We start from the raw sequence: 22,121 nt of genomic DNA, 5'->3' as shown, positions 1-22,121 counted from the left end.
GCTCTCCGTCGTTGAGGGGCTCCGTGGGGTGATTCAGTCGTGCCAAGAGGAGGGTGAGGGAACCATGCACTGCCCCTTCTGCAGGCACCCCGACAGCCGTGTCGTCGACAGTCGCACCACCGACGACGGAACGTCGATCCGCAGGCGCCGTCAGTGCCCCGACTGCTCCCGTCGCTTCACGACGGTGGAGACGGCCTCGCTGATGGTGATCAAGCGAAGCGGGGTCACCGAACCCTTCAGCCGTACCAAGGTCATCTCCGGCGTGCGCAAGGCGTGCCAGGGACGGCCGGTCACCGAGGACGCCCTCGCCAAGCTCGGCCAGCGGGTCGAGGAGGCGGTGCGCGCCACCGGGAGCGCCGAGCTGACCACCCACGACGTGGGTCTGGCCATACTCGGCCCGTTGCAGGAACTCGACCTCGTCGCCTACCTGCGGTTCGCATCCGTTTACAAAGCGTTCGACACCCTTGAAGACTTCGAGACCGCCATCGCGGAACTGCGCGTGCCGCGGCCTCACCCCCACGAGTGCGAGCCCGGAGGGACCCCCGCGGTCGTCCCCGTGCCCGCCTCCGCCACCGACTGACCGCTCGGGGCCGCAGTGCAGCGCGGCCCGGCCGGCCGGTGGGCGAGTTCGTAGATAGAAGACACACAGCACTGTGCCGCGGAATAGCGCTGGCACTTTAGGGCGTTTTTGCCCGCATATGGGAGGCAGGCGGCATGACAGAGACGGCGAGCAGCTCGGCACGTGGTTCCCGCGCCAAGGGGACCAAGGCCGCCAAGGGCGGCCTGCGGATCGAGCGCATCCACACCACCCCCGGCGTGCACCCCTACGACGAGGTGAACTGGGAGCTCCGTGACGTCGTCATGACCAACTGGCGCGACGGCTCGGTCAACTTCGAGCAGCGCGGCGTCGAGTTCCCCGACTTCTGGTCGGTGAACGCGGTCAACATCGTCACCAGCAAGTACTTCCGCGGCGCCGTCGGCACCCCGCAGCGCGAGACCGGTCTGAAGCAGCTCATCGACCGCATCGTGAAGACCTACACGAAGGCCGGCGAGGACTACGACTACTTCGCGTCCCCCGCCGACGCGGAGATCTTCGAGCACGAGCTGACCTACGCCCTCCTGCACCAGATCTTCAGCTTCAACTCCCCGGTCTGGTTCAACGTCGGCACGCCCCAGCCGCAGCAGGTCTCCGCCTGCTTCATCCTTGCCGTCGACGACTCCATGGAGTCGATCCTCGACTGGTACAAGGAAGAGGGCATGATCTTCAAGGGCGGCTCCGGCGCCGGCCTGAACCTCTCCCGCATCCGCTCCTCCAAGGAGCTCCTCTCCTCCGGCGGCAACGCCTCCGGTCCGGTCTCCTTCATGCGCGGCGCCGACGCCTCCGCAGGAACGATCAAGTCGGGCGGCGCCACCCGCCGAGCGGCCAAGATGGTCGTCCTGGACGTGGACCACCCGGACGTCGAGGACTTCATCGCCACCAAGGTGAAGGAGGAGGAGAAGATCCGCGCCCTGCGCGACGCGGGCTTCGACATGGACCTGGGCGGCGACGACATCACGTCCGTCCAGTACCAGAACGCCAACAACTCCGTCCGCGTGAACGACGAGTTCATGACGGCCGTCGAGAACGGCACCGACTTCGGCCTGCGTGCCCGCATGACCGGCGAGGTCATCGAGAAGGTCGACGCCAAGGCGCTGTTCCGCAAGCTCGCCGAGGCCGCGTGGGCCTGTGCCGACCCGGGCATCCAGTACGACGGTGTGATCAACAACTGGCACACCTGCCCCGAGTCCGGCCGCATCACCGCGTCCAACCCCTGCAGCGAGTACATGCACCTGGACAACACGTCCTGCAACCTCGCCTCGCTGAACCTGATGAAGTTCCTGAACGACGACGGCAAGGGCAACCAGTCCTTCGACGCCGAGCGCTTCGCCAAGGTCGTCGAGCTCGTCATCACCGCGATGGACATCTCCATCTGTTTCGCGGACTTCCCGACCCAGAAGATCGGCGAGAACACCCGCGCCTTCCGCCAGCTCGGCATCGGCTACGCCAACCTCGGCGCCCTGCTGATGGCGACCGGCCACGCGTACGACTCGGACGGCGGCCGCACCCTCGCCGCGTCGATCACCTCGCTGATGACCGGCACCGCGTACAAGCGCTCCGCCGAGCTGGCCGCCATCGTCGGCCCGTACGACGGCTACGCCCGCAACGCCGACTCGCACAAGCGCGTCATGAAGCAGCACGCCGACGCGAACGCCGTCGCGCCGCGCACCGAGGACCTGGACAACGCGATCTGGGCCGCGGCCACCGAGGCCTGGCAGGACGTCCTGCGCCTCGGCGAGAAGAACGGCTTCCGCAACTCCCAGGCCTCCGTCCTCGCGCCGACCGGCACCATCGGTCTCGCGATGTCCTGCGACACCACCGGTGTCGAGCCGGACCTGGCCCTGGTCAAGTTCAAGAAGCTCGTCGGCGGCGGCTCGATGCAGATCGTCAACGGCACCGTCCCGCAGGCCCTGCGCCGCCTCGGCTACATCGAGGAGCAGATCGAGGCGATCGTCTCCCACATCGCCGAGCACGGGAACGTCGTCGACGCCCCGGGCCTGAAGACCGAGCACTACGAGGTCTTCGACTGCGCGATGGGCGAGCGCTCCATCTCCGCGATGGGCCACGTCCGCATGATGGCCGCGATCCAGCCGTGGATCTCCGGCGCGATCTCGAAGACGGTCAACATGCCGGAGTCGGCGACCGTCGAGGAGATCGAGGAGATCTACTTCGAGGCGTGGAAGATGGGCGTCAAGGCGCTCGCGATCTACCGCGACAACTGCAAGGTCGGCCAGCCCCTCTCCGCCAAGAAGAAGGAGGAGGAGAAGGCCGAGATCACCGAGAAGGCCGAGGAGACCATCCGCACGGCGGTCGAGAAGGTCATCGAGTACCGTCCGGTCCGCAAGCGCCTCCCCAAGGGCCGCCCGGGGATCACCACCTCCTTCACGGTCGGTGGCGCCGAGGGCTACATGACGGCCAACTCCTACCCGGACGACGGCCTGGGCGAGGTCTTCCTGAAGATGTCCAAGCAGGGTTCCACCCTCGCGGGCATGATGGACGCCTTCTCGATCGCCGTCTCCGTCGGCCTGCAGTACGGCGTCCCGCTGGAGACGTACGTCGCGAAGTTCACCAACATGCGCTTCGAGCCGGCCGGTATGACGGACGACCCGGACGTGCGCATGGCGCAGTCGATCGTCGACTACATCTTCCGTCGCGTGGCGCTGGACTTCCTGCCCTTCGAGACCCGCTCGGCGCTCGGCATCCACTCCGCCGAGGAGCGTCAGCGCCACCTCGACACCGGCTCCTACGAGCCGCTCGACGAGGAGGAGCTCGACACCGAGTCCCTCGCCCAGTCGGCGCCCGTCGCCGCCGTGGCCAAGCCGGTGGCGATCGTCCCGGTCCCGGCCCCCAAGACGGCGCACAGCAACGCCGAACTGGTCGAGATGCAGATGGGCGTCTCCGCCGACGCTCCGCTCTGCTTCTCGTGCGGTACGAAGATGCAGCGCGCCGGCTCCTGCTACATCTGCGAGGGCTGCGGCTCCACCAGCGGCTGCAGCTGAGCCCGTGCGGGTAGCGGACCGCTGACCCGCCGCACGTGAACGAAGGGGACCGGCCCGTGGCCGGTCCCCTTCGCCGTACCCGCGCGGGGCCCCGCTAGTGGGGGATGGCCCGGGACGGCCGGGTGACCAGGTCCTCCCGGAACTCGGCGATCCTCGAGTGGACCTGGCGCATCAGGTGGGTGTCCTCGATGCGGTCCAGGTAGAGGCAGCGGTCGGCCAGCCCGCGCAGCTCGAAGGCGAAGCACAGGGACATCAGCGGGTTCACGAAGAGCTCGCTGCCCCGGGTGCGCTCGGTGAACCGGACGTCGCCGAAGGAGCCGCGGACAGCCGCCGCGATCGAACCCGCCACGATGCTCGGCCGGTCCGGCGTGTGGTCCTGGGCGTGGGCCACGGCGTCCAGGAAGAGCGCCCCCTCCCGGGTCGCCCGGGGTATCGAGAACGCGCCGAGGTACGCCCCCTCCCGCTCCAGCGCCGCGATGTTCTCCAGGACCAGGGCGTGGCTGACCCCGTGGTACGCGTCCACGCCGAAGCCGACCGACACCACGAGCCGTTCCGGTACGTCGTCCAGCGCGGCCAGCGCCGCCACGCTGGTCAGGTCCTCCTCGGGCGTGCCGAGGCCGGCCTCGTCGCCCCGCATCAGGATGTCCGTGCCCCCGTCGACCAGCACCACCGCGTCGATCCGGTGGAGGTCGATCAGGGCCCGGTAGGCGGCGCGCAGCGGCTGCACCCCGACCTGGGGGAAGGCGTACACAGTCGAGGGGTAGTGGTGGAGCCGGAGCCAGCGGGCGAGGGTCCGCTCCGGGAAGTAGGACAGGTGCGGCGCGGAGTCGGGGGTGACGGCGGCCAGGTCGGGGGCCGCCCAGTCCTCGGCGGGCAGGCCGGCCAGGGTGCTGAAGGAGAGGTTCGCCAGGTACACCTCCTTGCCCTGGTGCAGCAGCGACAGCGCGATGGGCAGGCCCGAGTAGACGTCGAAGCCCCCGCCGGCGCCGGCGACGAGCACGCGCTCGGCGGTGGCCAGACGGCCGAAGAGGGGGTTGGTGTGCAGGGCGGTCATGGCGATCATTGTGCGTGGCCCGGGCGCGCGCGGGCACGGGGATTTCACGGCGGGGGAGTGGAGAGCCATGTGGAGCGGTGACGAGCTGGACCTGGACGCGTACCTGGCACGGATCGGGCTCGGCGGCGGAACGGGCCGGGCGCCGGGGGAACTCCGGCCGGACCTCCGGACGTTGTACGAGGTGCACCGGGCCCATACCGCCGCCATCCCCTTCGAGAGCCTGGACGTCCTGCTCGGCCGCCCCGTCGAGCTGGAGGTCAAGGCGCTGGAGGACAAGCTCGTACGCGCCCGCAGGGGCGGCTACTGCTACGAGCAGAACTCGCTGCTGGCCGCCGCCCTGGAGCGGATCGGCTTCGAGGTGTCCGGGCGCGGCGCCCGCAACCGCACCCGGGGCGATTCCCTGCTGGCGGTGACGCACGCCGTGCTGGTCGTCACCGTCGGGGGCGAACCGTGGCTCTGCGACGCCGGATTCGGCTACATGGGCCCGCGCGAGCCCGTCCCCCTCGCGCGGCCCGGCACCGAGGTCCGCCAGGGCGCTTGGACGTACGCGGTCCACGAGGAGGAGGGGGGCGTCCTCGTCCTGCGGGCCCGCCGCGGGGAGGGCTGGTGGGACCTGTACGCCTTCTCCCCGCAGCGGTACCACCCCGTGGACTTCGTCGTGCTGAACCACTACAGCTCCACGCACCCCCGGTCCGCCTTCGTCGGGAAGACCATCGTGCAGCACCCCGGGGAGGCCGTGCGCAGGACGCTCGTCGGGCGCGAGCTGACGCGGCTGTTCCCCGACGGGCGGACCGAGCGGGAGCCGGTGGAATCCGACCGGCTGATCGCCCTCCTCGACCGGGAGTTCGGTCTTCGGCTGCCCGAGCGGGATGCGGCGGAACTGGTACGGATCCACGGCTCCGGGGACTGACCGGGACCGCGCCCGGCCCGTACGATGGCGCGGTGCTGGTCAAGTGGATTCGCTGCACGGTGACGGACCGACGCGGGTTCGAGCGCGGGCAGCGCAAGTGGGCGGGGCTGCCCGGCGAACCGGGATTCCGGGGGCAGGGCGGCGGCTGGAGCAGAGGCCGGCAGGGGGTCGCGCATGTCTTCGCGTTCTGGGAGAGCCGTTCCTTCTACGACTCCTTCATGGCCCGCTCGCACGACAGGCTGGCGGCCTCGCAGAACGGCACCTACACCGATGCCCGGGTGACGCTCTTCGACCACCGCTTCGACGTGAAGACCGGCTTCGAGCCGCGCTTCAGCGACGCCGACGTGGTGCGCGTCGCCCACACCCGGGTGCGGGAGGGGCGGGTGGACCATTTCGCGCTGATGCAGGAGAAGGTCTGGAACCCCGCCATGGCGGGATCGCCCGGGATGATCCGGGGCCTGTTCGGGGAGGCGCCCGGCCGGGAGTTCCTGGTGCTGTCGATGTGGCGGGCGGCGGCGGAGCACGGCAAGTACCGGCAGGAGCGGGTCGAGCGGCTCTCGCTGCGCGCGCAGACCGAGGCCGACGTGGAGGCGCTCACCGGGGACGTCGTCGACCTCGAACCCAGCTGGACGGTATGACCGTAGGACAAGCGCCGCCCCCGTCCGGCGTGCCCGGGGCGCACCGGCCCCGGCGGCCGAATAGGGTCGGGGGATGGTTCGACCACGGCGCATCGTCCTTGTCCGGCACGGGGAATCGGAGGGGAACGTCGATGACACGGTGTACGAGCGGGAGCCCGACCACGCCCTGCGGCTGACCCGCACCGGCCAGGAGCAGGCCGCGGCCGCCGGGGAGCGGCTGCGCGAGCTCTTCGGCGAGGAGAGCATCAGCGCGTACGTCTCCCCCTACCGCCGGACCCTGCAGACCTTCCGCGAGCTGCGGCTGGACCCGTCGCGGGTACGCGTGCGCGAGGAGCCCCGGCTGCGCGAGCAGGACTGGGGGAACTGGCAGGACCGCGACGACGTGAAGCTCCAGAAGGCGTACCGGGACGCGTACGGGCACTTCTTCTACCGCTTCGCGCAGGGCGAGTCGGGCGCCGACGTGTACGACCGCGTCGGTTCCTTCCTGGAGAGCCTCTACCGCAGCTTCGAGGCCCCCGACCATCCGCAGAACGTCCTCCTGGTCACCCACGGGCTGACGATGCGGCTGTTCTGCATGCGCTGGTTCCACTGGTCGGTGGCCGAGTTCGAGGCCCTCTCCAACCCGGGCAACGGCGAGTACCGCGTCCTGCTGCTCGGACCCGACGGCCGGTACCGGATGGACCGCCCGTTTGAGCGGTGGACCACACCCGAGCCTTATGACCTGGACGGCTAAAGTGACGCGCGATGACCGCTGAATCCACTTCCGAAACGCGTTACGCACGCGCCCTGTCCAGCCTCCGCGGGCTGGCCCTGGGGGACGCCCTGGGCTCCCAGTACTTCGTTCCCGTCAACTATCCGCTGCTGAAGCGGCGCGAGCTGCCGGCCGGCAGCGAGCCGTGGCAGTGGACCGACGACACCGAGATGGCCTGCTCGGTGCTGGCGGTGCTCGCCTCGCACGGCCGCGTCGACCAGGACGCGCTGGCGGCCTCCTTCGCGGACCACCACGACTTCGACCGCGGCTACGGGCCCGCCGTGAACCGGATGCTGCGACTCGTCCGGGAGGGCGAGGACTGGCGCACGCTGGCCGCCGAGCTCTTCAACGGGCAGGGCTCCTGGGGCAACGGCGCCGCGATGCGGATCGCCCCGCTCGGCGCCTGGTACGCGGACGACCCCGAGCAGGCCACGCACCAGGCGGAGATCTCCGCCTACACCACCCACCAGCACCGCGAAGCGGTGTGCGGGGCGATGGCCGTCGCCGCCGCGGCCGCGCTGGCGGCGTCCCCGGACGGGCCGCCGACCGCCGCGGACCTGCTGGACGGGGTGATCGCGCTGGTGCCGCGCAGCGCCGTCGGTGCGGGCGTGCGCCGGGCGCGGGACATGCTGGACTACGGCGACGCGACGACCGTCGCCGCGGTGCTGGGCTGCGGGCGGCGCACCAGCGCCCACGACACGGTGCCCTTCGCGCTGTGGTCGGCGGCCCGGGCGCTGGACGACTTCGAGCGGGCGTTCTGGACCACCGCCCAGGTGGGCGGTGACGTGGACACCACCTGCGCGATCGTCGGCGGCGTCCTGGGCGGGCGCGGGGAGGCGGCGCTGCCGCAGGCGTGGCTGGACCGCACCGAGGCGCTTCCGGCGTGGCTGCCGGGCCTGCCCGGCTGACGGGTACCGGCTGCTGAGGGGTACCGGCCGGGTGGCGCCGGTGCCGGGTGGGCGGGTGCCGGGCGCGGGGGTGGTTCCGCGCCCGGTGTTCCTCGTACGTCTGTCCGCTCCGTCGTGGGGGAGGGGCCGGGCCGGGTGTTCAGGCCGCGGGGCCGGCCCCGGCGGCGGCTCCGCTCAGGGCCTCCAGGTCGCTCTTGCGGACGCGGATCACCAGGAGCGCGGTGGCCAGTGCCAGCCCCGCCATGGCGACGGCGGCGATGAAGGCGGTGGAGATGCCCCGGGTGAGGACGAGGTCCCCCCAGGGGTCCGGCAGCCGGCCGCTCTCCTTGAAGGCGGCCAGCCGGCCCGGTTCGGCGTGCGCCATGAAGTCCGGGACCTGCTTGGCGGCTTCGTCGCGGCCGGCGGTGCCGAAGACGGTGACCAGGATGGACAGGCCGAGCGAACCGCCCACCTGCTGGCTGGCGTTCAGGAGCCCGGAGGCCGCGCCGGCCTCCTGGGGTGCCACGCCGGAGACGGCGGTGAGGGTGAGGGTGACGAAGTTGAGGCCCATGCCGAAGCCGAACAGCAGCATCGGGCCGAGCACGCCGGACAGGTAGGTGCTGTCGGTGCGGATGAAGGTCAGCCAGGCCAGGCCGATCCCGGTCAGGGCCGAGCCGGCGACCATGAACGGCTTGGGGCCCAGGCGCGGCAGGAAGCGCTGCGAGAGTCCGGCGGCGGCGATGATCGCCACCGTCACCGGCAGGAAGCCGAGGCCGGACCGGACGGGCGAGAAGTCCAGTACGTTCTGCACGAACTGGACGATGAAGAAGAACATGCCGAACATGGCGGCGGCGAGACCGAGCATGATCAGGTAGGTGCCGGCGCGGTTGCGGTCGGCGAACATCCGCAGCGGGATGATCGGTTCGGCGGCGCGCGACTCGATGAGCACGAAGAGGCCGAGCAGGACGACGGCGGTGGCGAAGGAGCCGATGGTCAGGGAGTCGCGCCAGCCGTCCTCGGAGGCGCGGATGAACCCGTAGACGAGCGAGGTCATTCCGGCGGTGGAGGTGAGCGCGCCGGCGGCGTCGAAGCGGCCCGGGTGCCGTTCGGACTCGTTGATGTAGAGCGGGGCGAGGACGGCGATGAGCACGCCGATCGGCACGTTGACGAAGAGCACCCAGCGCCAGTCCAGCCACTCGGTGAGCATGCCGCCGGCCAGCAGACCGACGGCGCCGCCGCCGGCGGACACGGCGGCGAAGACCCCGAAGGCGCGGTTGCGGTCGGGGCCTTCGGCGAAGGTCGTGGTGATCAGGGCGAGTGCGGTCGGCGAGGCGATGGCCCCGCCGACGCCCTGGAGGGCGCGGGCCGCCATCAGCTGCCAGGGCTCCTGGGCGAAGCCGCCGAGCAGGGAGGCCAGGGTGAACAGCAGGATTCCGGCCACGAAGACGCGGCGCCGGCCCAGGATGTCGCCGGCCCGGCCGCCGAGCAGCAGCAGTCCGCCGAAGGCGAGGGTGTAGGCGCTGATCACCCAGGACAGGTCGGTGGTGGAGAAGGAGAGGGCCGTCTGGATGTGCGGGAGCGCGATGTTCACGATGGTCGCGTCGAGGACGACCATCAGCTGGCAGGCGGCGATGACGGCGAGCGCCACCCCAGGACGTCCGGGCCGTCGGGCGGCCCCCGGAATCCGTGGCTTCGCGAGTTGGACGCTTGTCACGGTGGATCCCCCCGAAGTGAAATAGTGAACGCAACCGTTCACTGCGGGTCCACGGTAGGAGCCCGGACGCAGGGAACACAAGCGTTCACTAAGGCCGAAAATGCGCGCGAGAAACGCGTCGGCCGGTCGGAGGTACGGGTATGGCGGGTTCGGGCTGGTCGGCGGGGGCGGCGCCGGCGCGCAGACGGGGTCCGGCGCTCGAACGGGCGATTCTGGACTCGGCGCTGGAGCAGCTGAGCACCGTCGGCTGGAACGCCCTCACCATGGAGGCGGTCGCCGCCGGGGCGCGCACCGGCAAGGCGGCCGTCTACCGGCGCTGGCCCACCAAGACCGATCTGGTGGCGGAGGTGCTGAGGGCGGGGCTGCCCGCGCTGGGGGAGATCGCCGACCACGGATCGGTGCGCGAGGACCTGTACCGGCTGTGCGTGCGGATGCGGGACGTCATGCGCTCCCAGGCCGGGGTGGCGCTGCGCGCGGTCCTTCACGAATGCGACCACGCCCATGCCGGCCTGTTCCGTGAGGTGATCTGGAAAGGCCTGCACGAACCGGCGCACGAGGTGATATGCGAGCTGTTCCAGCGCGGAATCGAGCGGGGAGAGGTTCGCTCCGACGCCACGAGCCCCATGCTCACCGAGGTGATCCCGGCGATGCTCATGTACCGCGCCAAGGTGTGCGGAAGCGAATGGCCGGACGTCGAGATCGCGGAGATGATCGACGCGCTGATGGTGCCGATGCTCCGGGCGTGAACCGCCGGGAAGCCCCGGCGGGAGCCGCGGAGGCGCTTGCCCCGGGCCGGGGTGTGCAGGCGGCCCGGGGCGGCGTAACCTTGCTGGCGCCATGCCGTACGAAGCACCCACCCACACCGTCGAGCGCTCCCTCCGTGCAACCACCGGCGCCAAGGTCATCGCCGGGGTCGACGAGGTCGGACGAGGGGCCTGGGCCGGTCCCGTCACCGTCTGCGCGGCGATCACCGGCCTGCGCCGGCCGCCCGAGGGGCTCACCGACTCCAAACTGCTCACCCCGAAGCGACGCGACGCCCTCCTCGAGGTCCTGGAGGACTGGGTCACCGCGAGCGCCCTCGGGCACGCCTCCCCGGAGGAGATCGACGAGCTCGGGATGACGGCGGCCCTGCGGCTCGCGGCGGTACGCGCGCTGGAGGCGCTCCCGGTGCGGCCCGACGCGGTGATCCTCGACGGCAAGCACGACTACCTCGGCCCGCCCTGGCGGGTCCGGACGGTCATCAAGGGCGACCAGTCCTGCGTGGCCGTGGCCGCGGCCTCGGTGATCGCCAAGGTGCGGCGCGACCGGATGATGGCCGAACTCGGCGAACCGGGCGACGGAACCGAGGACTTCGCCTTCGCCGCGAACGCGGGCTACCCCTCGCCGGTCCACCGGGCCGCGCTGGAGCTGCGCGGGCCCACCGCGTACCACCGGCTCTCGTGGTCCTACCTCGACGCGCTGCCCCAGTGGCGGCACTTGAAGAAGGTGCGCCGCAGCGAGGAAGCGCTGGAGCTGGAAAACGGAGGCCAACTCGGCTTCGATTTCTGATCGCACCCACGTGCCACCGACCGGTACGTTTCGTACCGGTGTTTGATAGATATCAACTCATGCCTCTCACCCCCGCCATCGAGGAGCCTCAGATTCACGAGAGTGCCCAGGGTCCCCGCGTCACGCCGGCCGCGAGCCGCACCGCGCAGACCCCCCGCCCCGTACCTGGTCCGCGTCCCGCAGCCGTTCCCCGGCCCGGGCGCCCCGGTCCCACCCCCGCCGCGGCGAACCGCGCGGGTGTCGCCCCCCGGCCCGGTCCGCCCGCGCCGCGCGCGGCCGAGCCCACCCCCGGACCCGTTCCCGCAGCCCCCACCGCACCGTCGGTCTCGGCGGCGGTCCCGCAGGTCCAGCTGATCCCGGCCTCCGCCGAGGGTGCGCTGGACGCGGCCGAGGAGGCCGTGGACCTGCTGCTCGACACCGGGCGCGCGCCCGGCGAGATCCTGGTGATCACCACCGGCGACCCGCACCCGTGGGCCGCCCACGAACTGTCCTTCGGCGAGGCCTCCTACTGGGCCCAGCACGACGCCGGGGACGACGTCTTCTACGCGGACGCGGCGCACGTGCAGCGTGCTTCCGGCCGCCCCGTCGTGGTCTTCGCGGCCAACGGGGGACCGGCCTCGGCCACCTCCACCGCACTGCCGGTGGCGCTCGGCCGGGCGGGTGCCCTGCTGATCGTGTGCGGCGACGTCACGCAGATCAACTCCGTGCTGGGTGCGGGCGTCTGACGCCCCGTATCCCGCACGGGCGAGGGGCGGGGCGGGCCTCGGGCCGGCCCCGCTGAAGTCCGGAGCCCGACCAGCCGTACCCCCGTCCCGGGAGTACGGCCGTGAGGGCTGCCCCCGCCCGTATGCGGCGGTGCCCGACGGCTTCCGAAGGCGTACGGGTCCTGCCGCCGAAGGGGGTCGGGACCCCGCCACCGGAGCCCGGGACCCCCGCGGGCCCGCCGGCGCGCGGGGGGCTCAGCGCGCGGCGGTCCGGCGCAGGGGCTCCGAGGTACCGCCCACGGTGCTCAGCGTCAGCGGCGTGAGCTCGGGGGTCCGGGAACCGAGCGGCTCGGGCCGGGAGTCCGAACCGGGACGGCGCCCGCCCCGCCCCTCACCCACCACCTGCCAGCCGCCGCGGGTCAGCGTGATGTACGCGCCGCAGCGCAGCCCGTGCAGGGTGCAGGCGTCGCGCAGCCCCCACATCCAGGCGCCGTCCTCCTCGGTCCAGCGCTCGTCGCCGTCACGGCAGTACATCAGCACCGCCGTCCGGACCGGAGTGCGGCGCCGCAGGTCGTGCGGGATCACCCGGCGCAGCCGCGACAGCAGCGCGTTGCGGTACTCCCAGCCGTCCGCCGAAGCGGACTTCTGCACGAACGAGGCGCTCGCGACGAGCTCTTCCTCGGGACCGAGCACGGCTATGACGGCGGTGGAGGGCGCCGGGCTGTGCCGGGAGTGCAGGCCGCTGACCACCTCGCGCGGATTGCGGAGCAGGGGAACCCCCGCCGCGGTCCACTCGGAGGGTTCGAGCAGTCTGCCGTGCCGGCTGGCGCCACCGGCCGCCGCTGCCAGTGACGTGGTCGAGGACGGGGCGAATCCGAAGGTCACGGTCCTCCCTTCGGGTACACGCCCGCGTACGGGCACGGCTGAGGTGTGGGCGCGCCGCAGCGCGGCCCAGGAGAGTGCCGACGAGCCGAGCGGGAGCACTCCGATTCTCGCGTGGCCCGCTCGGATGGGGCAATGAGCATTTGCGGCCGCGGACCGGAATTCGCCGGTATGCCGCTCATATCCTTGCCCCGTCACGCCGAAGACGACGCATTCCGCTACGGCTGGAGCGCCAGCACCAGCGGAAACACCCCCTCGGCCCCCGCCCGCCGCAGCAGCCTGGCGGCCACCGCGAGGGTCCAACCGCTCTCCGCGCGATCGTCCACGAGGAACACCGGACCCCGGACCTCGGAAAGGCTCGCCGCCAGGGCTGGCGGCACGGTCAACGCCTGGTGGAGCCCCCGGACCCGCTGGGCACTGTTCGAGGACGGCAGCCCGAACTGCGGCGCCTGATCCGTGTATTCCAGCGTCCCCAACAGGGGGATCCGCCCCACCTCGGCGATGCGCGCGGCCAGCGAACCGACCAGCTGGGGGCGGCTGCGCGAAGGCAGTGCGACCACGCCCACCGGCCGGGCCGAAGCGTCGGCGGCGCCCGAGGCCCAACCCCCGGGCCCCCGGGCCCAGTCGGCGAGCACGGCCACCACGGCCTGAGCCACATCGTCCGGGACCGGCTGGTCCGCCGCCTGCGGGGCCAGCATCGGGCGCAGCCGGTTGCCCCAGCCGATGTCGGACAGCCTGCCCAGGGCGCGCCCGGACGACGACTGCTCCCCGGCCGGGATCCGCCCCTTGAGGTCCACACCCACCGCGGCGAGCCCGGTCGGCCACATCCTGCGCGGTTCCAGTTCCACTCCCGGACGGCCCAGTTCGCCCCGGGCGGTGTCCAGCGCCGCACCGGAGACGTCCGCCGTGAAGCGGGCGCCGGCGCAGTTGTCGCAGCGGCCGCAGGCGGCCGCCTCCTCGTCGTCCAGCTGGCGGCGCAGGAACTCCATCCGGCAGCCGGTCGTGGCCGCGTAGTCCCGCATCGCCTGCTGCTCGGCGGCCCGCTGCCGGGCGACCCAGGCGTACCGCTCGGCGTCGTACACCCAGGGCTCGCCGGTGGCGGTCCAGCCGCCCTTCACCCGGTGGACGGCGCCGTCCACGTCGAGCACCTTCAGCATCGTCTCCAGCCGGGTGCGGCGCAGGTCCACGAGCGGCTCCAGCGCGGGCAGCGAGAGCGGCCGCCCCGCCTGGGCCAGCGCGTCCAGGGTGCGGCGCACCTGCTCCTCCGGGGGGAACGCCACCGAGGCGAAGTACTGCCAGATCGCCTCGTCCTCACGGCCCGGCAGCAGCAGCACCTCGGCGTGCTCCACCCCGCGGCCGGCGCGGCCGACCTGCTGGTAGTAGGCGATGGGGGAAGACGGCGAGCCCAGGTGCACCACGAAGCCCAGGTCGGGCTTGTCGAAGCCCATCCCCAGGGCGGAGGTCGCCACCAGGGCCTTGACCCGGTTGGCCTGGAGGTCGCTCTCCGCCTGCTCGCGGTCGGCGTTCTCCGTCTTGCCGGTGTACGAGGACACCGTGTGCCCGCGGTGGCGCAGGTAGGCGGTGACCTCCTCGGCGGCGGCCACCGTCAGGGTGTAGATGATCCCTGAGCCGGGCAGGGCGGCGAGGTGGTCGGCGAGCCAGGCCAGCCGGTGCGCGGCGTCGGGCAGGGCCAGCACCGCCAGGCTCAGGCTCTCGCGGTCCAGCGGGCCGCGCAGCACCAGCGCGTCCGTGCCCGCCCCCGTGCCGAGCTGCTCCGCGACGTCGGCCGTCACCCGGGCGTTGGCGGTGGCGGTCGTCGCCAGCACCGGGACGCCCGGCGGGAGATCGGCGAGCATCGTCCGCAGCCGGCGGTAGTCGGGACGGAAGTCGTGCCCCCAGTCGGAGATGCAGTGCGCCTCGTCGACCACGAGCAGGCCCGTCGCGGCCGCCAGCTTGGGCAGCACCTGGTCGCGGAAGTCGGGATTGTTGAGCCGCTCCGGGCTGACCAGCAGGATGTCCACCTCGCCCGCCGCGACCTCCGCCTGGATGCCCTCCCACTCCTCCGGGTTGGCGGAGTTGATGGTGCGCGCGTGGATGCCCGCCCGCGCGGCAGCCTCGACCTGGTTGCGCATCAGCGCCAGCAGCGGGGAGACGATGACGGTCGGTCCGGCGCCGCTCGCCCGCAGCAGGGACGTGGCCACGAAGTAGACCGCGGACTTGCCCCAGCCGGTGCGCTGGACCACCAGGGCGCGCCGCTTGTGCGCGACGAGGGCCTCGATCGCCCGCCACTGGTCCTCGCGCAGCCGCGCGGTGCCCGTGGGGTCGCCCACGAGACGGGCGAGGACGGAATCGGCCGAGGACCTCAGGTCTGCGTTCATGCCCCCATGCAACCCGATGGCTCTGACATCGCGCCAATGCGGATCCGGACCTGTGGAAATTGAAGATCGAACGAGTTATCCACAGGGGTTTCGGGATCGGAGCGGGCACGGGACCGTCGGACGCATGACGACGAACCACGAATCACCCAGCCCGTCCGGACAGCCCTCCATCAGCCCGTCCGGAGTCCCCACCGAACCCCAGATCACCCTGCGCAGCCCTGCCGAACTGGCCGACGCGCTGCCCTACATGCTCGGCTTCCACCCCACCGACTCCCTCGTCATGGTCGCCGTGCACGGCGAGAACGGACGCTTCGGCGGCCGCCTGCGCGTGGGCATCCCCCTCGCCCCCGCCGAATGGGAGGACACCGCCCGGCAGGTCGCCGAATGCCTCATCCGGGGGAGCGAGCGGCGCGGCGGCAAGCCCGACGGCATCGTGGTCTTCCTCTGCCAGGACCCCCGGGGCGGCGAGAGCGGGCAGCGGGTCATGACCCGGCTGCGGCCGCTCGCCCAGCGGATCCGGATCGCCTGCGGCGCCCTGGACGTCCCGGTCCTGGAGGCGCTGTGCCTCTCCGCAGGCCGCTACTGGTCCTACACCTGCGGCGACGACGGGTGCTGCCCGGCCGAGGGCAACCCGCTGGCGCCGCCCGGCACCTCGGTGATGGCCGCGGCGGCCACCTTCGCGGGGCTCCGGGTACGCGGCTCTCTCAAGGAGATCGAGGGCCGGCTGACCCCGCTCGACGGGGCCTGGGCCGCCGAACAGGAAGAGGCACTGGAGCGGGCGGCCACCGCGCTGGTGCCGAGGATCCTCGACGGGGCCACCCGGGAGGAGGTCGGCGAGCAGACCCTCGCCCTGGCGCGGACCCTGATGAGGCGCATGACCCTCGCGCCGCCCGCCGAGGGCGGCCCCCGCGCAGACGACTGGGACGACGCACTGCTCGGCCACGACGAGGCCGCCGCCGTGATCCTCGGACTCCAGGACCGGGAGATCCGCGACATCGCCGCCGAGTGGATGGAGGACGAGGAGGCCGCGCCCGCCCTGAGGCTGTGGCGCGCCCTGGCCAGGCGCTGCGTCGGCGCCTACGGGGAGCACGCCGCGGCCCCGCTGACCCTGGCCGGCTGGGTGTCGTGGTCCACGGGGGACGAGCCGACCGCCCGGATCGCCTTCGGGCTGGCGCTGCGGGCCGACGCCGAGTACCGGTTCGCCCAGCTCCTCCACCACGCCTGCAACGAGGGCATCGACCCCGAGGGGCTGCGGGAGTGCCTGCGGGAGGAGCGCAGGCGCCGGGAGCCGGGACGCAAGCGGCCCGCCGGAGCCACCCGCCCGCCCGGCCGTCGCACCGGACAGCGCCGCCGCGCCTCCCGCCGCACCGAGGGGAGCGGGCAGTGAGCCCCCGCCGGGGCCCCGCAGGGGTCCTGTGCGGTGCGGTGGGCCGGGACCGGCGCCGGAGTCGGCCCGCCCGGTGCGGGCAGCCACCACCGGGGCCCGTGACCCGGGCGGGGGTGCGGGCGTTCAGCTGGGGGGTGGTGGGGGCCCGGCCGCGCCGCCGCCCCGCAGAACCGGCCGGAGCGCAGACAAGGCGGCACATGGCTCCCCCCGTACCCCGCAGCGGCCCTTCCGGGCCCCCTCCCGCTTCAGTACCCCGCTGGCCGGAATCCGCGCCCGGACACCCGGCGGAGCGCCCGCCGGAGCGCCAGGCCGGCCCGAACGGTTCTGTCGGCCTGGACCGTCCTGTCGGCTCGGACCGCTTGGACCGCTTGGACCGCTTGGCCGGCTCGGACCGCTTGGACGGCTTTGACCGCTCGGCCGGCTCGTCGTCGGGGAGTGCCGCGCTGGCCGGGCAGCCGTCGGGTGCGGGTGCGGGTGCAGGGTGGGGTGCCGCTGCCGGGCCTTCGCCGGGGCAGGCTTCGGGGCCGGAGGACGGTGCCGGGGTGCCCGGGCAGACGGCCGCCGGGGGTGCCGGGCGGCGGGCCGAGCTGCCGCCGGTGCACGGGGCGCTCATCTGCGTTGCCGCGCCCTGCCTGGCCATCTCCCCCGAGCACGGCCAGCTGACCGGCCGCGGGATCGACGGGATCTACCGCTCCGGGCGGAGGCTGCTCTCCCGCTGCGTACTGCGCGTCGCCGGGCGGGACCCGGTATCCGTCCAGGGCCGCAGCATCGGCGCCGACCGGGCCGCCTTCACCGCCACCGTCCGCACCGGGGTCGAGCCCGGACCGGACCCCGACATCGGCGTCGAACGAATCCGCCACGCCGACGGCACCGAGCGCATCACCGTGCGCAGCTACGCCGCCCGTCCCCTGCGACTGCCCGTGGAGGTCTCCCTCGGCACCGACCTGGCCGAACTGGCGGCGATCGCCGCCGGCCGGGCCGGGCCGGAGCTCGCCGCCGGGGTGCACGCGGCCGGGCTGCGCTGGAGCACCGGGGACGCCCTGGCCGTCACCACCGCCGAACCGGCCCCCGACGACGCCCTCGCCTCGGCAGGGCTGCTGCGCTGGGAGCTCGACCTCGGCCCCGGCGAGTCCCGCACCATCGAGCTGCGGACCACCCGTGACCGCACCGCGCGGGCCCCCGCCGGGCAGGTGGCGAACCCCCTGGCCGCAGCCCGCGCCGAGGGGGACGACCCGAGGGCCGACGCGTGGTTCCGCACCAGTCTCGAAGACCTCCGGGCCCTGCTCCTGCGCGACCCCGCCGAACCCGGCGACGCCTTCGCGGCGGCGGGAGTGCCGTGGCGGCTCGGGCCGGCCCCTGCGGAGTCGCTGTGGGCCGCGCGGATGGCACTGCCGCTCGGCACCGGACTGGCCGCCGCCACGCTGCGGACCCTGGCCCGCGGGCAGACCGGGGGCCGGGGCCCGGACGCGGGGAAGATCCCGGGTCCGCTGAGGGCCGCCGGGCCGCAGCTGCCGCCCGGGTGCACCGGGACCGAAGCCACCCTCGGCTTCCCGGCGGTGCTCGCCGAGGCGCGGCGGTGGGGCCTGCCCGAGGGCGAGGTGGCCCGGCTGCTGCCCGCCGCCGAGCGCTGCCTGGACTGGCTGCGCGGGGCGCTGGGGGAGGACGGCTTCCTCGCCGACCCCGACCCGGGGCCCCGCCGCTGCGAGACCCAGGCCCACGCGCACCGGGCCGCGCTGCTGGGCGCCGACCTGCTGGACGGGTGCGGGCGCGGCGGAGCGGGGGAGTGGCGGGAATGGGCGGCCGCCCTGCGGGAGAGGTTCCGGGCCCGGTTCTGGATCGACGGTCCGGACGGGGGCCGCCCCGCGGCCGCCCTGCATCCCGACGGGCGGCCGCTGCCGCGGCTCACCGGAGCCGCCGCGCACCTGCTGGACACGGGCCTGCTGGGTGGGGGCCGGATGGCGCCCGGGCTGCTGGACCCCGTCCGCACCGAACAGCTCGCCCGGCTGCTCGGAGCCCCCGCCATGGACTCGGGGTGGGGGCTGCGGAGCATGGCGGCCCGGGAGCCCGGGCACAACCCCTTCGGCCACCGCTCGGGAGCCGTCCGGGCCCACGAGAGCGCCGTCGCGGTGGCCGGGCTCGCCCAGGCGGGCTTCGAGAAGGAGGCCTCCGGTCTGCTGCGGGGGCTGCTCGACGCGGCCGAGGCCTTCGGGTACCGGCTGGCGGAGATGCACGCCGCCGAGCAGCGCACCGCGGGCAGCGCGCCCCTGCCCCACCCGGCGGCCTGCCGGCCGGCCGCGGTGGCCGCGGCCGCCGGGATCCACGCGCTCACCGCCCTCGCCGGCATCCGCCCGGACGCCCCGGCGGGCACGGTGGCCGTGACCCCCAGGGCGGGCGCCCCCCTCGGCGCCCTGCGCCTCGCCGGGCTGCGGGTGGCGGGGGAGCCCTTCACCGTCCGGATCAGCCGTCTCGGCATCGGCATGGTGGAGGAGGCGGCCGATGGGCTCCAACTGGGAGGCTGAGAAGAGGCCCGCGCGGTGGCCACCGGTGCTAGGGAGGATCCTGACTGGGGTCCAGATCACCGTCCTCGGGATCACGAAACGACTGTTTATCGTCAGGCAGACGACTATGATCGCGGCATGTCGCCCTACGACCCGTCGGCCTTCCCGCCCTTCGCCGTCACCGTCGACCTGGTCGTGCTCACCGTGCGGCGCCACGCGCTCTGCGCGCTGGTCGTCCGACGGGGTGAGCAGCCGTTCCAGGGGCGCTGGGCGCTGCCCGGAGGCTTCGTGCGCGGGGACGAGGACCTGGCGGGCGCCGCAGCCAGGGAACTCTCCGAGGAGACCGGACTGTGCGCGCACGACCCGGCCGCGCCCGGCGTGGACAACGGCGCACACCTCGAACAGCTCGCGACCTACGGGGACCCGAAGCGTGACCCCCGGATGCGGGTGGTCAGCGTGGCGCACCTGGTCCTCGCCCCGGACCTGCCCGCCCCGCGGGCCGGGGGCGACGCCAACAGCGCCCGCTGGGCTCCCGTCGACGAACTCCTCGAAGGCCCCGACCAGGCCTCCGCCGGGCTCGCGTTCGACCACGCGACGATCCTCGCCGACGGCGTGGAGCGGGCCCGTTCCAAGATCGAGTACTCCTCGCTGGCCACCGCCTTCTGCCCGCCCGAGTTCACCGTCGGCGAGCTGCGCCGGGTGTACGAGGCCGTGTGGGGCGTGGCGCTCGACCCGCGCAACTTCCACCGCAAGGTCACCGGCACCCCCGGGTTCCTGGTACCCGCCGGGGGGACGACCACCCGTCAGGGCGGGCGGCCCGCCCAGCTGTTCAGGGCCGGCGGGGCCACCCTGCTCAACCCGCCGATGCTGCGCCCCGAGGTCTGATCTGCCGGAGACCCGGCGGTGGTGCCCTCCGCCGTCCGGGGGCCGGCCTGCGGCCATATCGGCACGGAGTCGGGCAGGTTGCGTAGAAAATCGGACATATCGCGTTATCTTGCATGCGGTACTCACGCTGCCGCAAAGCGGTCTCACACCCCGCGAGAGAAGCGATGCTCCAGGCCATCGGACTCACCAGCACACCCCGTCGAGATCTCCCGCCCCTCGTGGACGACCTCACCTTCGAGGCCCGCCCGGGGTGCGTGACCGCCCTGCTCGGAGAGCCGGGTTCGGGCAAGACCACCGCGCTGCGGCTCATGCTCGAACTCGAACCGGGCCGCGGCGTCACCTACTTCCGCGGCCGCCCGCTGCACCGGATCCCGCATCCCGGCCGTGAGGTCGGGGTCCTCCTCGGCGACGTCCCCGGGCACCCGTCGCGGACGGTCCGCAACCAGCTCCGGATGCTCTGCGCCGCCGTCGGCGTCCCGGCCTCCCGGGCCGACGCCATGATGGAGGTCGTCGGCATCGGCGGCCTGCGCGACCAGCGCCTCGGCTCGCTCTCGGCCGGGATGGACCGCCGGGTCGGGCTGGCGGCGGCCATGCTCGCCGACCCCTGCACCCTGCTCCTCGACGAGCCCACCGCCGGGCTGGCCCCCCGCGAGCGGGCCTGGCTGCACGGGCTGCTGCGCGGCCACGCCTCCCTGGGCGGGGCCGTGCTCTTCACCACCGACGACGCGAAGGAAGCCGCCCGCAACGCCGACCGGGTCGTCTCCGTCGCCGCGGGCCGGCTCGTCGCCGACCAGGACGCCGCCGACTTCGCGCGCACCCGGCTGCGGCCCAGGGTCGCCGTGCGCACCCCGCACGCCGCCCGGCTCGCCGACGTACTGGGCCGGGAGGCCCGGGCCGCGCACCGGGTCGTGGAGATCGTCGAGGAGAGCGGCAGCCGGCTCTCGGTGTACGGGAGCAACTGCGCCGAGGTCGGCGAGGCCGCGTTCCGCCACGGCGTACTGGTCCACCAGCTCGCGGACGAGACGGGCGACACCGGTGCGCCCGTCCCGCCCGTGCCGCAGGCCCGCACCCGGACCGGCTCGGGGGTCCGGGTGGAGGCCCGGGTGGAAGCCGCGGCGCAGGTCCGCACCGGCCCGGGCGCCACCGCGGCCGGAGGCGACGCGGGCGCCCGTGCGGAGTCCGCCGCCGGACCCGCTGCCGGCACCGCTCCCGTCCCCGTCCCCGCCGCCGGTACCGTCCCTGCCCCTGTCCCCGCTGCCGGCACTGGCCCTGGCCCCGTCCCCGCCGCCGGCGGGCCCGGCGGGCCGGGCGGCGACGCCCCGGCGGCCGCCCCCGAGTCCGCCGGGCGTACGCGGCCCCTCGCGCGGCGGGCCCGGCACGCCCGGCCCGCGCGCCCCACCCCGGCGGTGCGCCGCGTGGGCGGCCCGCTGCGACCGCTGCGCTACGAGCTGCGCCGCGCCTTCGGCACCGCCACCCCCTTCCTCACCGCCGCCCTCGTCGTCGCCGTCTCCGCCGCCACCGCCCTCGTGCTCGCCCGCGCCGGACACACCTCGCAGAACCGGGTCCTCGCCGCGTGGCCGCAGGTGTTCCCGCTGCCCCCGGCCGCGATCGGCGCCGGACTGCTGGGGGCGCTGGCCTTCGGCGAGGAGTACCGGTACCCCGCCCTCGCCGCCGACCGGGGCACCGTGCCGCGCCGGTTGGGGCTGCTCACCGCCAAGCTCGGGGTGTGCGCCGCCCTCGCCCTCGTGCTCGGGGCCCTCGCGGTCACCGCCGACGCCGCCGCGCTCCGCCTCGTCTTCGGGGTCGCCCCGCTGCGCGCCCCGGCCGAGTGGCTCGTTCCGGCGGCGAGTTGGGCCGGACTGCTGGTCGGCTGCGCATGGGCCGGGGTGCTCGCCTCCGGGGTCTTCCGGTCCTCGCTCGCGGGCCTGGGCGCCGTGCTCGCCGTACCGGTGGCGGTCGTACCGCTGGTGCGCAAGGCCCTGGAGGGGCAGTCCGCGTACCCCGCGAGCGGAATCGCCTCCCGGCTGCGCGCCCTGGTCTCCGCACCCTGGCCGCCGGAAGGGGACCGCCTCGTACTGGGGGCCCTTCGGGTGATGGCCCAACCCGTGGGAACCGCACTCGTGTTGTCGTTGATGGTCCTGTTGTGCGCCTATGGGTTCACAGGACTGCGCGCCCGAGTCCGTTGGTGATCGTTCCGGTGCGGGAGGCGACTGCGGGGCGATCGTAGAAGTCCGCTTCGCGCGGAATCACGCGAAGCGGACCGCAACTCCCCGCAAAAAGCCCGGTTC

General features: G+C 73.7%; 17 protein-coding genes. 13 read left to right on the top strand and 4 right to left on the bottom strand.

The genetic code is table 11. The features are described from left to right. Nucleotides 1-64 precede the first annotated feature (64 nt). Together nrdR and OG553_RS07570 are read left to right on the top strand one after the other, a co-directional pair. Nucleotides 65-580, top strand: coding sequence for a transcriptional regulator NrdR (nrdR, locus tag OG553_RS07575; protein WP_405978258.1), 516 nt, complete (start codon nucleotides 65-67; stop codon nucleotides 578-580). A 134-nt stretch (nucleotides 581-714) separates the two neighbouring features. Next, nucleotides 715-3,597, top strand: a complete 2,883-nt coding sequence (locus tag OG553_RS07570) for a vitamin B12-dependent ribonucleotide reductase (RefSeq protein ID WP_405978257.1) — start codon at nucleotides 715-717, stop codon at nucleotides 3,595-3,597. A gap of 94 nt (nucleotides 3,598-3,691) precedes the next feature. On the opposite strand, the gene OG553_RS07565 is transcribed toward OG553_RS07570, so the two are convergent. After that, entirely contained in the window at nucleotides 3,692-4,651 is a 960-nt protein-coding gene (locus OG553_RS07565; protein ID WP_405978256.1) for a DUF1152 domain-containing protein, read from the bottom strand. A 67-nt stretch (nucleotides 4,652-4,718) separates the two neighbouring features. Here OG553_RS07565 and OG553_RS07560 point away from each other — a divergent pair, with 67 nt between their 5' ends. The 4 genes from OG553_RS07560 (at nucleotide 4,719) to OG553_RS07545 (ending at nucleotide 7,858) form a co-directional block, all read left to right on the top strand. Beyond that, nucleotides 4,719-5,561, top strand: a complete 843-nt coding sequence (locus OG553_RS07560; protein WP_405978255.1) for an arylamine N-acetyltransferase — start codon at nucleotides 4,719-4,721, stop codon at nucleotides 5,559-5,561. A 32-nt stretch (nucleotides 5,562-5,593) separates the two neighbouring features. Continuing rightward, nucleotides 5,594-6,199, top strand: coding sequence for a YdbC family protein (locus OG553_RS07555; RefSeq protein WP_267803478.1), 606 nt, complete (start codon nucleotides 5,594-5,596; stop codon nucleotides 6,197-6,199). A 73-nt stretch (nucleotides 6,200-6,272) separates the two neighbouring features. Next, on the top strand, nucleotides 6,273-6,932 hold the full coding sequence (locus OG553_RS07550; RefSeq protein ID WP_405978254.1) for a histidine phosphatase family protein: 660 nt from the start codon (nucleotides 6,273-6,275) through the stop codon (nucleotides 6,930-6,932). A gap of 11 nt (nucleotides 6,933-6,943) precedes the next feature. Further along, on the top strand, nucleotides 6,944-7,858 hold the full coding sequence (locus tag OG553_RS07545) for an ADP-ribosylglycohydrolase family protein (protein ID WP_405978253.1): 915 nt from the start codon (nucleotides 6,944-6,946) through the stop codon (nucleotides 7,856-7,858). Between the two features lie 139 nt (nucleotides 7,859-7,997). Here OG553_RS07545 and OG553_RS07540 read toward each other — a convergent pair whose 3' ends face one another. Next, a complete protein-coding gene (locus tag OG553_RS07540) occupies nucleotides 7,998-9,551 on the bottom strand; it encodes an MFS transporter (RefSeq protein WP_405978252.1) in 1,554 nt (517 codons plus the stop codon). A gap of 140 nt (nucleotides 9,552-9,691) precedes the next feature. On the opposite strand from OG553_RS07540, the gene OG553_RS07535 reads away from it, so the two are divergent. The 3 genes from OG553_RS07535 to OG553_RS07525 all read left to right on the top strand — a co-directional run bounded on the left by OG553_RS07535 (nucleotide 9,692) and on the right by OG553_RS07525 (nucleotide 11,824). Then, nucleotides 9,692-10,297: a TetR/AcrR family transcriptional regulator gene (locus OG553_RS07535; protein ID WP_405978251.1), complete on the top strand. Its 606-nt coding sequence runs from the start codon at nucleotides 9,692-9,694 to the stop codon at nucleotides 10,295-10,297. A gap of 91 nt (nucleotides 10,298-10,388) precedes the next feature. Next, nucleotides 10,389-11,099 (top strand): ribonuclease HII, encoded by a 711-nt coding sequence (locus OG553_RS07530; RefSeq protein WP_405978250.1) that lies wholly within the window; start codon nucleotides 10,389-10,391, stop codon nucleotides 11,097-11,099. 59 nt (nucleotides 11,100-11,158) lie between these two features. Continuing rightward, complete coding sequence (locus OG553_RS07525) at nucleotides 11,159-11,824, top strand: hypothetical protein (protein ID WP_405978249.1); 666 nt, start codon at nucleotides 11,159-11,161, stop codon at nucleotides 11,822-11,824. A 234-nt stretch (nucleotides 11,825-12,058) separates the two neighbouring features. Here OG553_RS07525 and OG553_RS07520 read toward each other — a convergent pair whose 3' ends face one another. Both OG553_RS07520 and OG553_RS07515 read right to left on the bottom strand, forming a co-directional pair. After that, entirely contained in the window at nucleotides 12,059-12,688 is a 630-nt protein-coding gene (locus OG553_RS07520; protein ID WP_405978248.1) for a hypothetical protein, read from the bottom strand. A gap of 215 nt (nucleotides 12,689-12,903) precedes the next feature. Further along, on the bottom strand, nucleotides 12,904-15,063 hold the full coding sequence (locus OG553_RS07515) for a RecQ family ATP-dependent DNA helicase (RefSeq protein WP_405978247.1): 2,160 nt from the start codon (nucleotides 15,061-15,063) through the stop codon (nucleotides 12,904-12,906). 124 nt (nucleotides 15,064-15,187) lie between these two features. Here OG553_RS07515 and OG553_RS07510 point away from each other — a divergent pair, with 124 nt between their 5' ends. The 4 genes from OG553_RS07510 to OG553_RS07495 all read left to right on the top strand — a co-directional run bounded on the left by OG553_RS07510 (nucleotide 15,188) and on the right by OG553_RS07495 (nucleotide 22,022). After that, the gene (locus OG553_RS07510) at nucleotides 15,188-16,450 is read left to right on the top strand and encodes a DUF4192 domain-containing protein (RefSeq protein ID WP_405978246.1); all 1,263 of its coding nucleotides are present in this window, start codon (nucleotides 15,188-15,190) and stop codon (nucleotides 16,448-16,450) included. 542 nt (nucleotides 16,451-16,992) lie between these two features. Continuing rightward, nucleotides 16,993-18,969 (top strand): glycogen debranching N-terminal domain-containing protein, encoded by a 1,977-nt coding sequence (locus OG553_RS07505; protein ID WP_405978245.1) that lies wholly within the window; start codon nucleotides 16,993-16,995, stop codon nucleotides 18,967-18,969. 117 nt (nucleotides 18,970-19,086) lie between these two features. Further along, nucleotides 19,087-19,833: an NUDIX domain-containing protein gene (locus OG553_RS07500; RefSeq protein WP_405978244.1), complete on the top strand. Its 747-nt coding sequence runs from the start codon at nucleotides 19,087-19,089 to the stop codon at nucleotides 19,831-19,833. A 164-nt stretch (nucleotides 19,834-19,997) separates the two neighbouring features. Then, entirely contained in the window at nucleotides 19,998-22,022 is a 2,025-nt protein-coding gene (locus tag OG553_RS07495; RefSeq protein ID WP_405978243.1) for an ATP-binding cassette domain-containing protein, read from the top strand. The last annotated feature ends 99 nt before the right edge of the window (nucleotides 22,023-22,121 follow it).

The organism is Streptomyces sp. NBC_00158 (assembly GCF_045160885.1).
Classification (GTDB): domain Bacteria; phylum Actinomycetota; class Actinomycetes; order Streptomycetales; family Streptomycetaceae; genus Streptomyces.
Note: the sequence above shows the minus strand (reverse complement) of the source record. Positions and strands in the feature narration are given on the sequence as shown.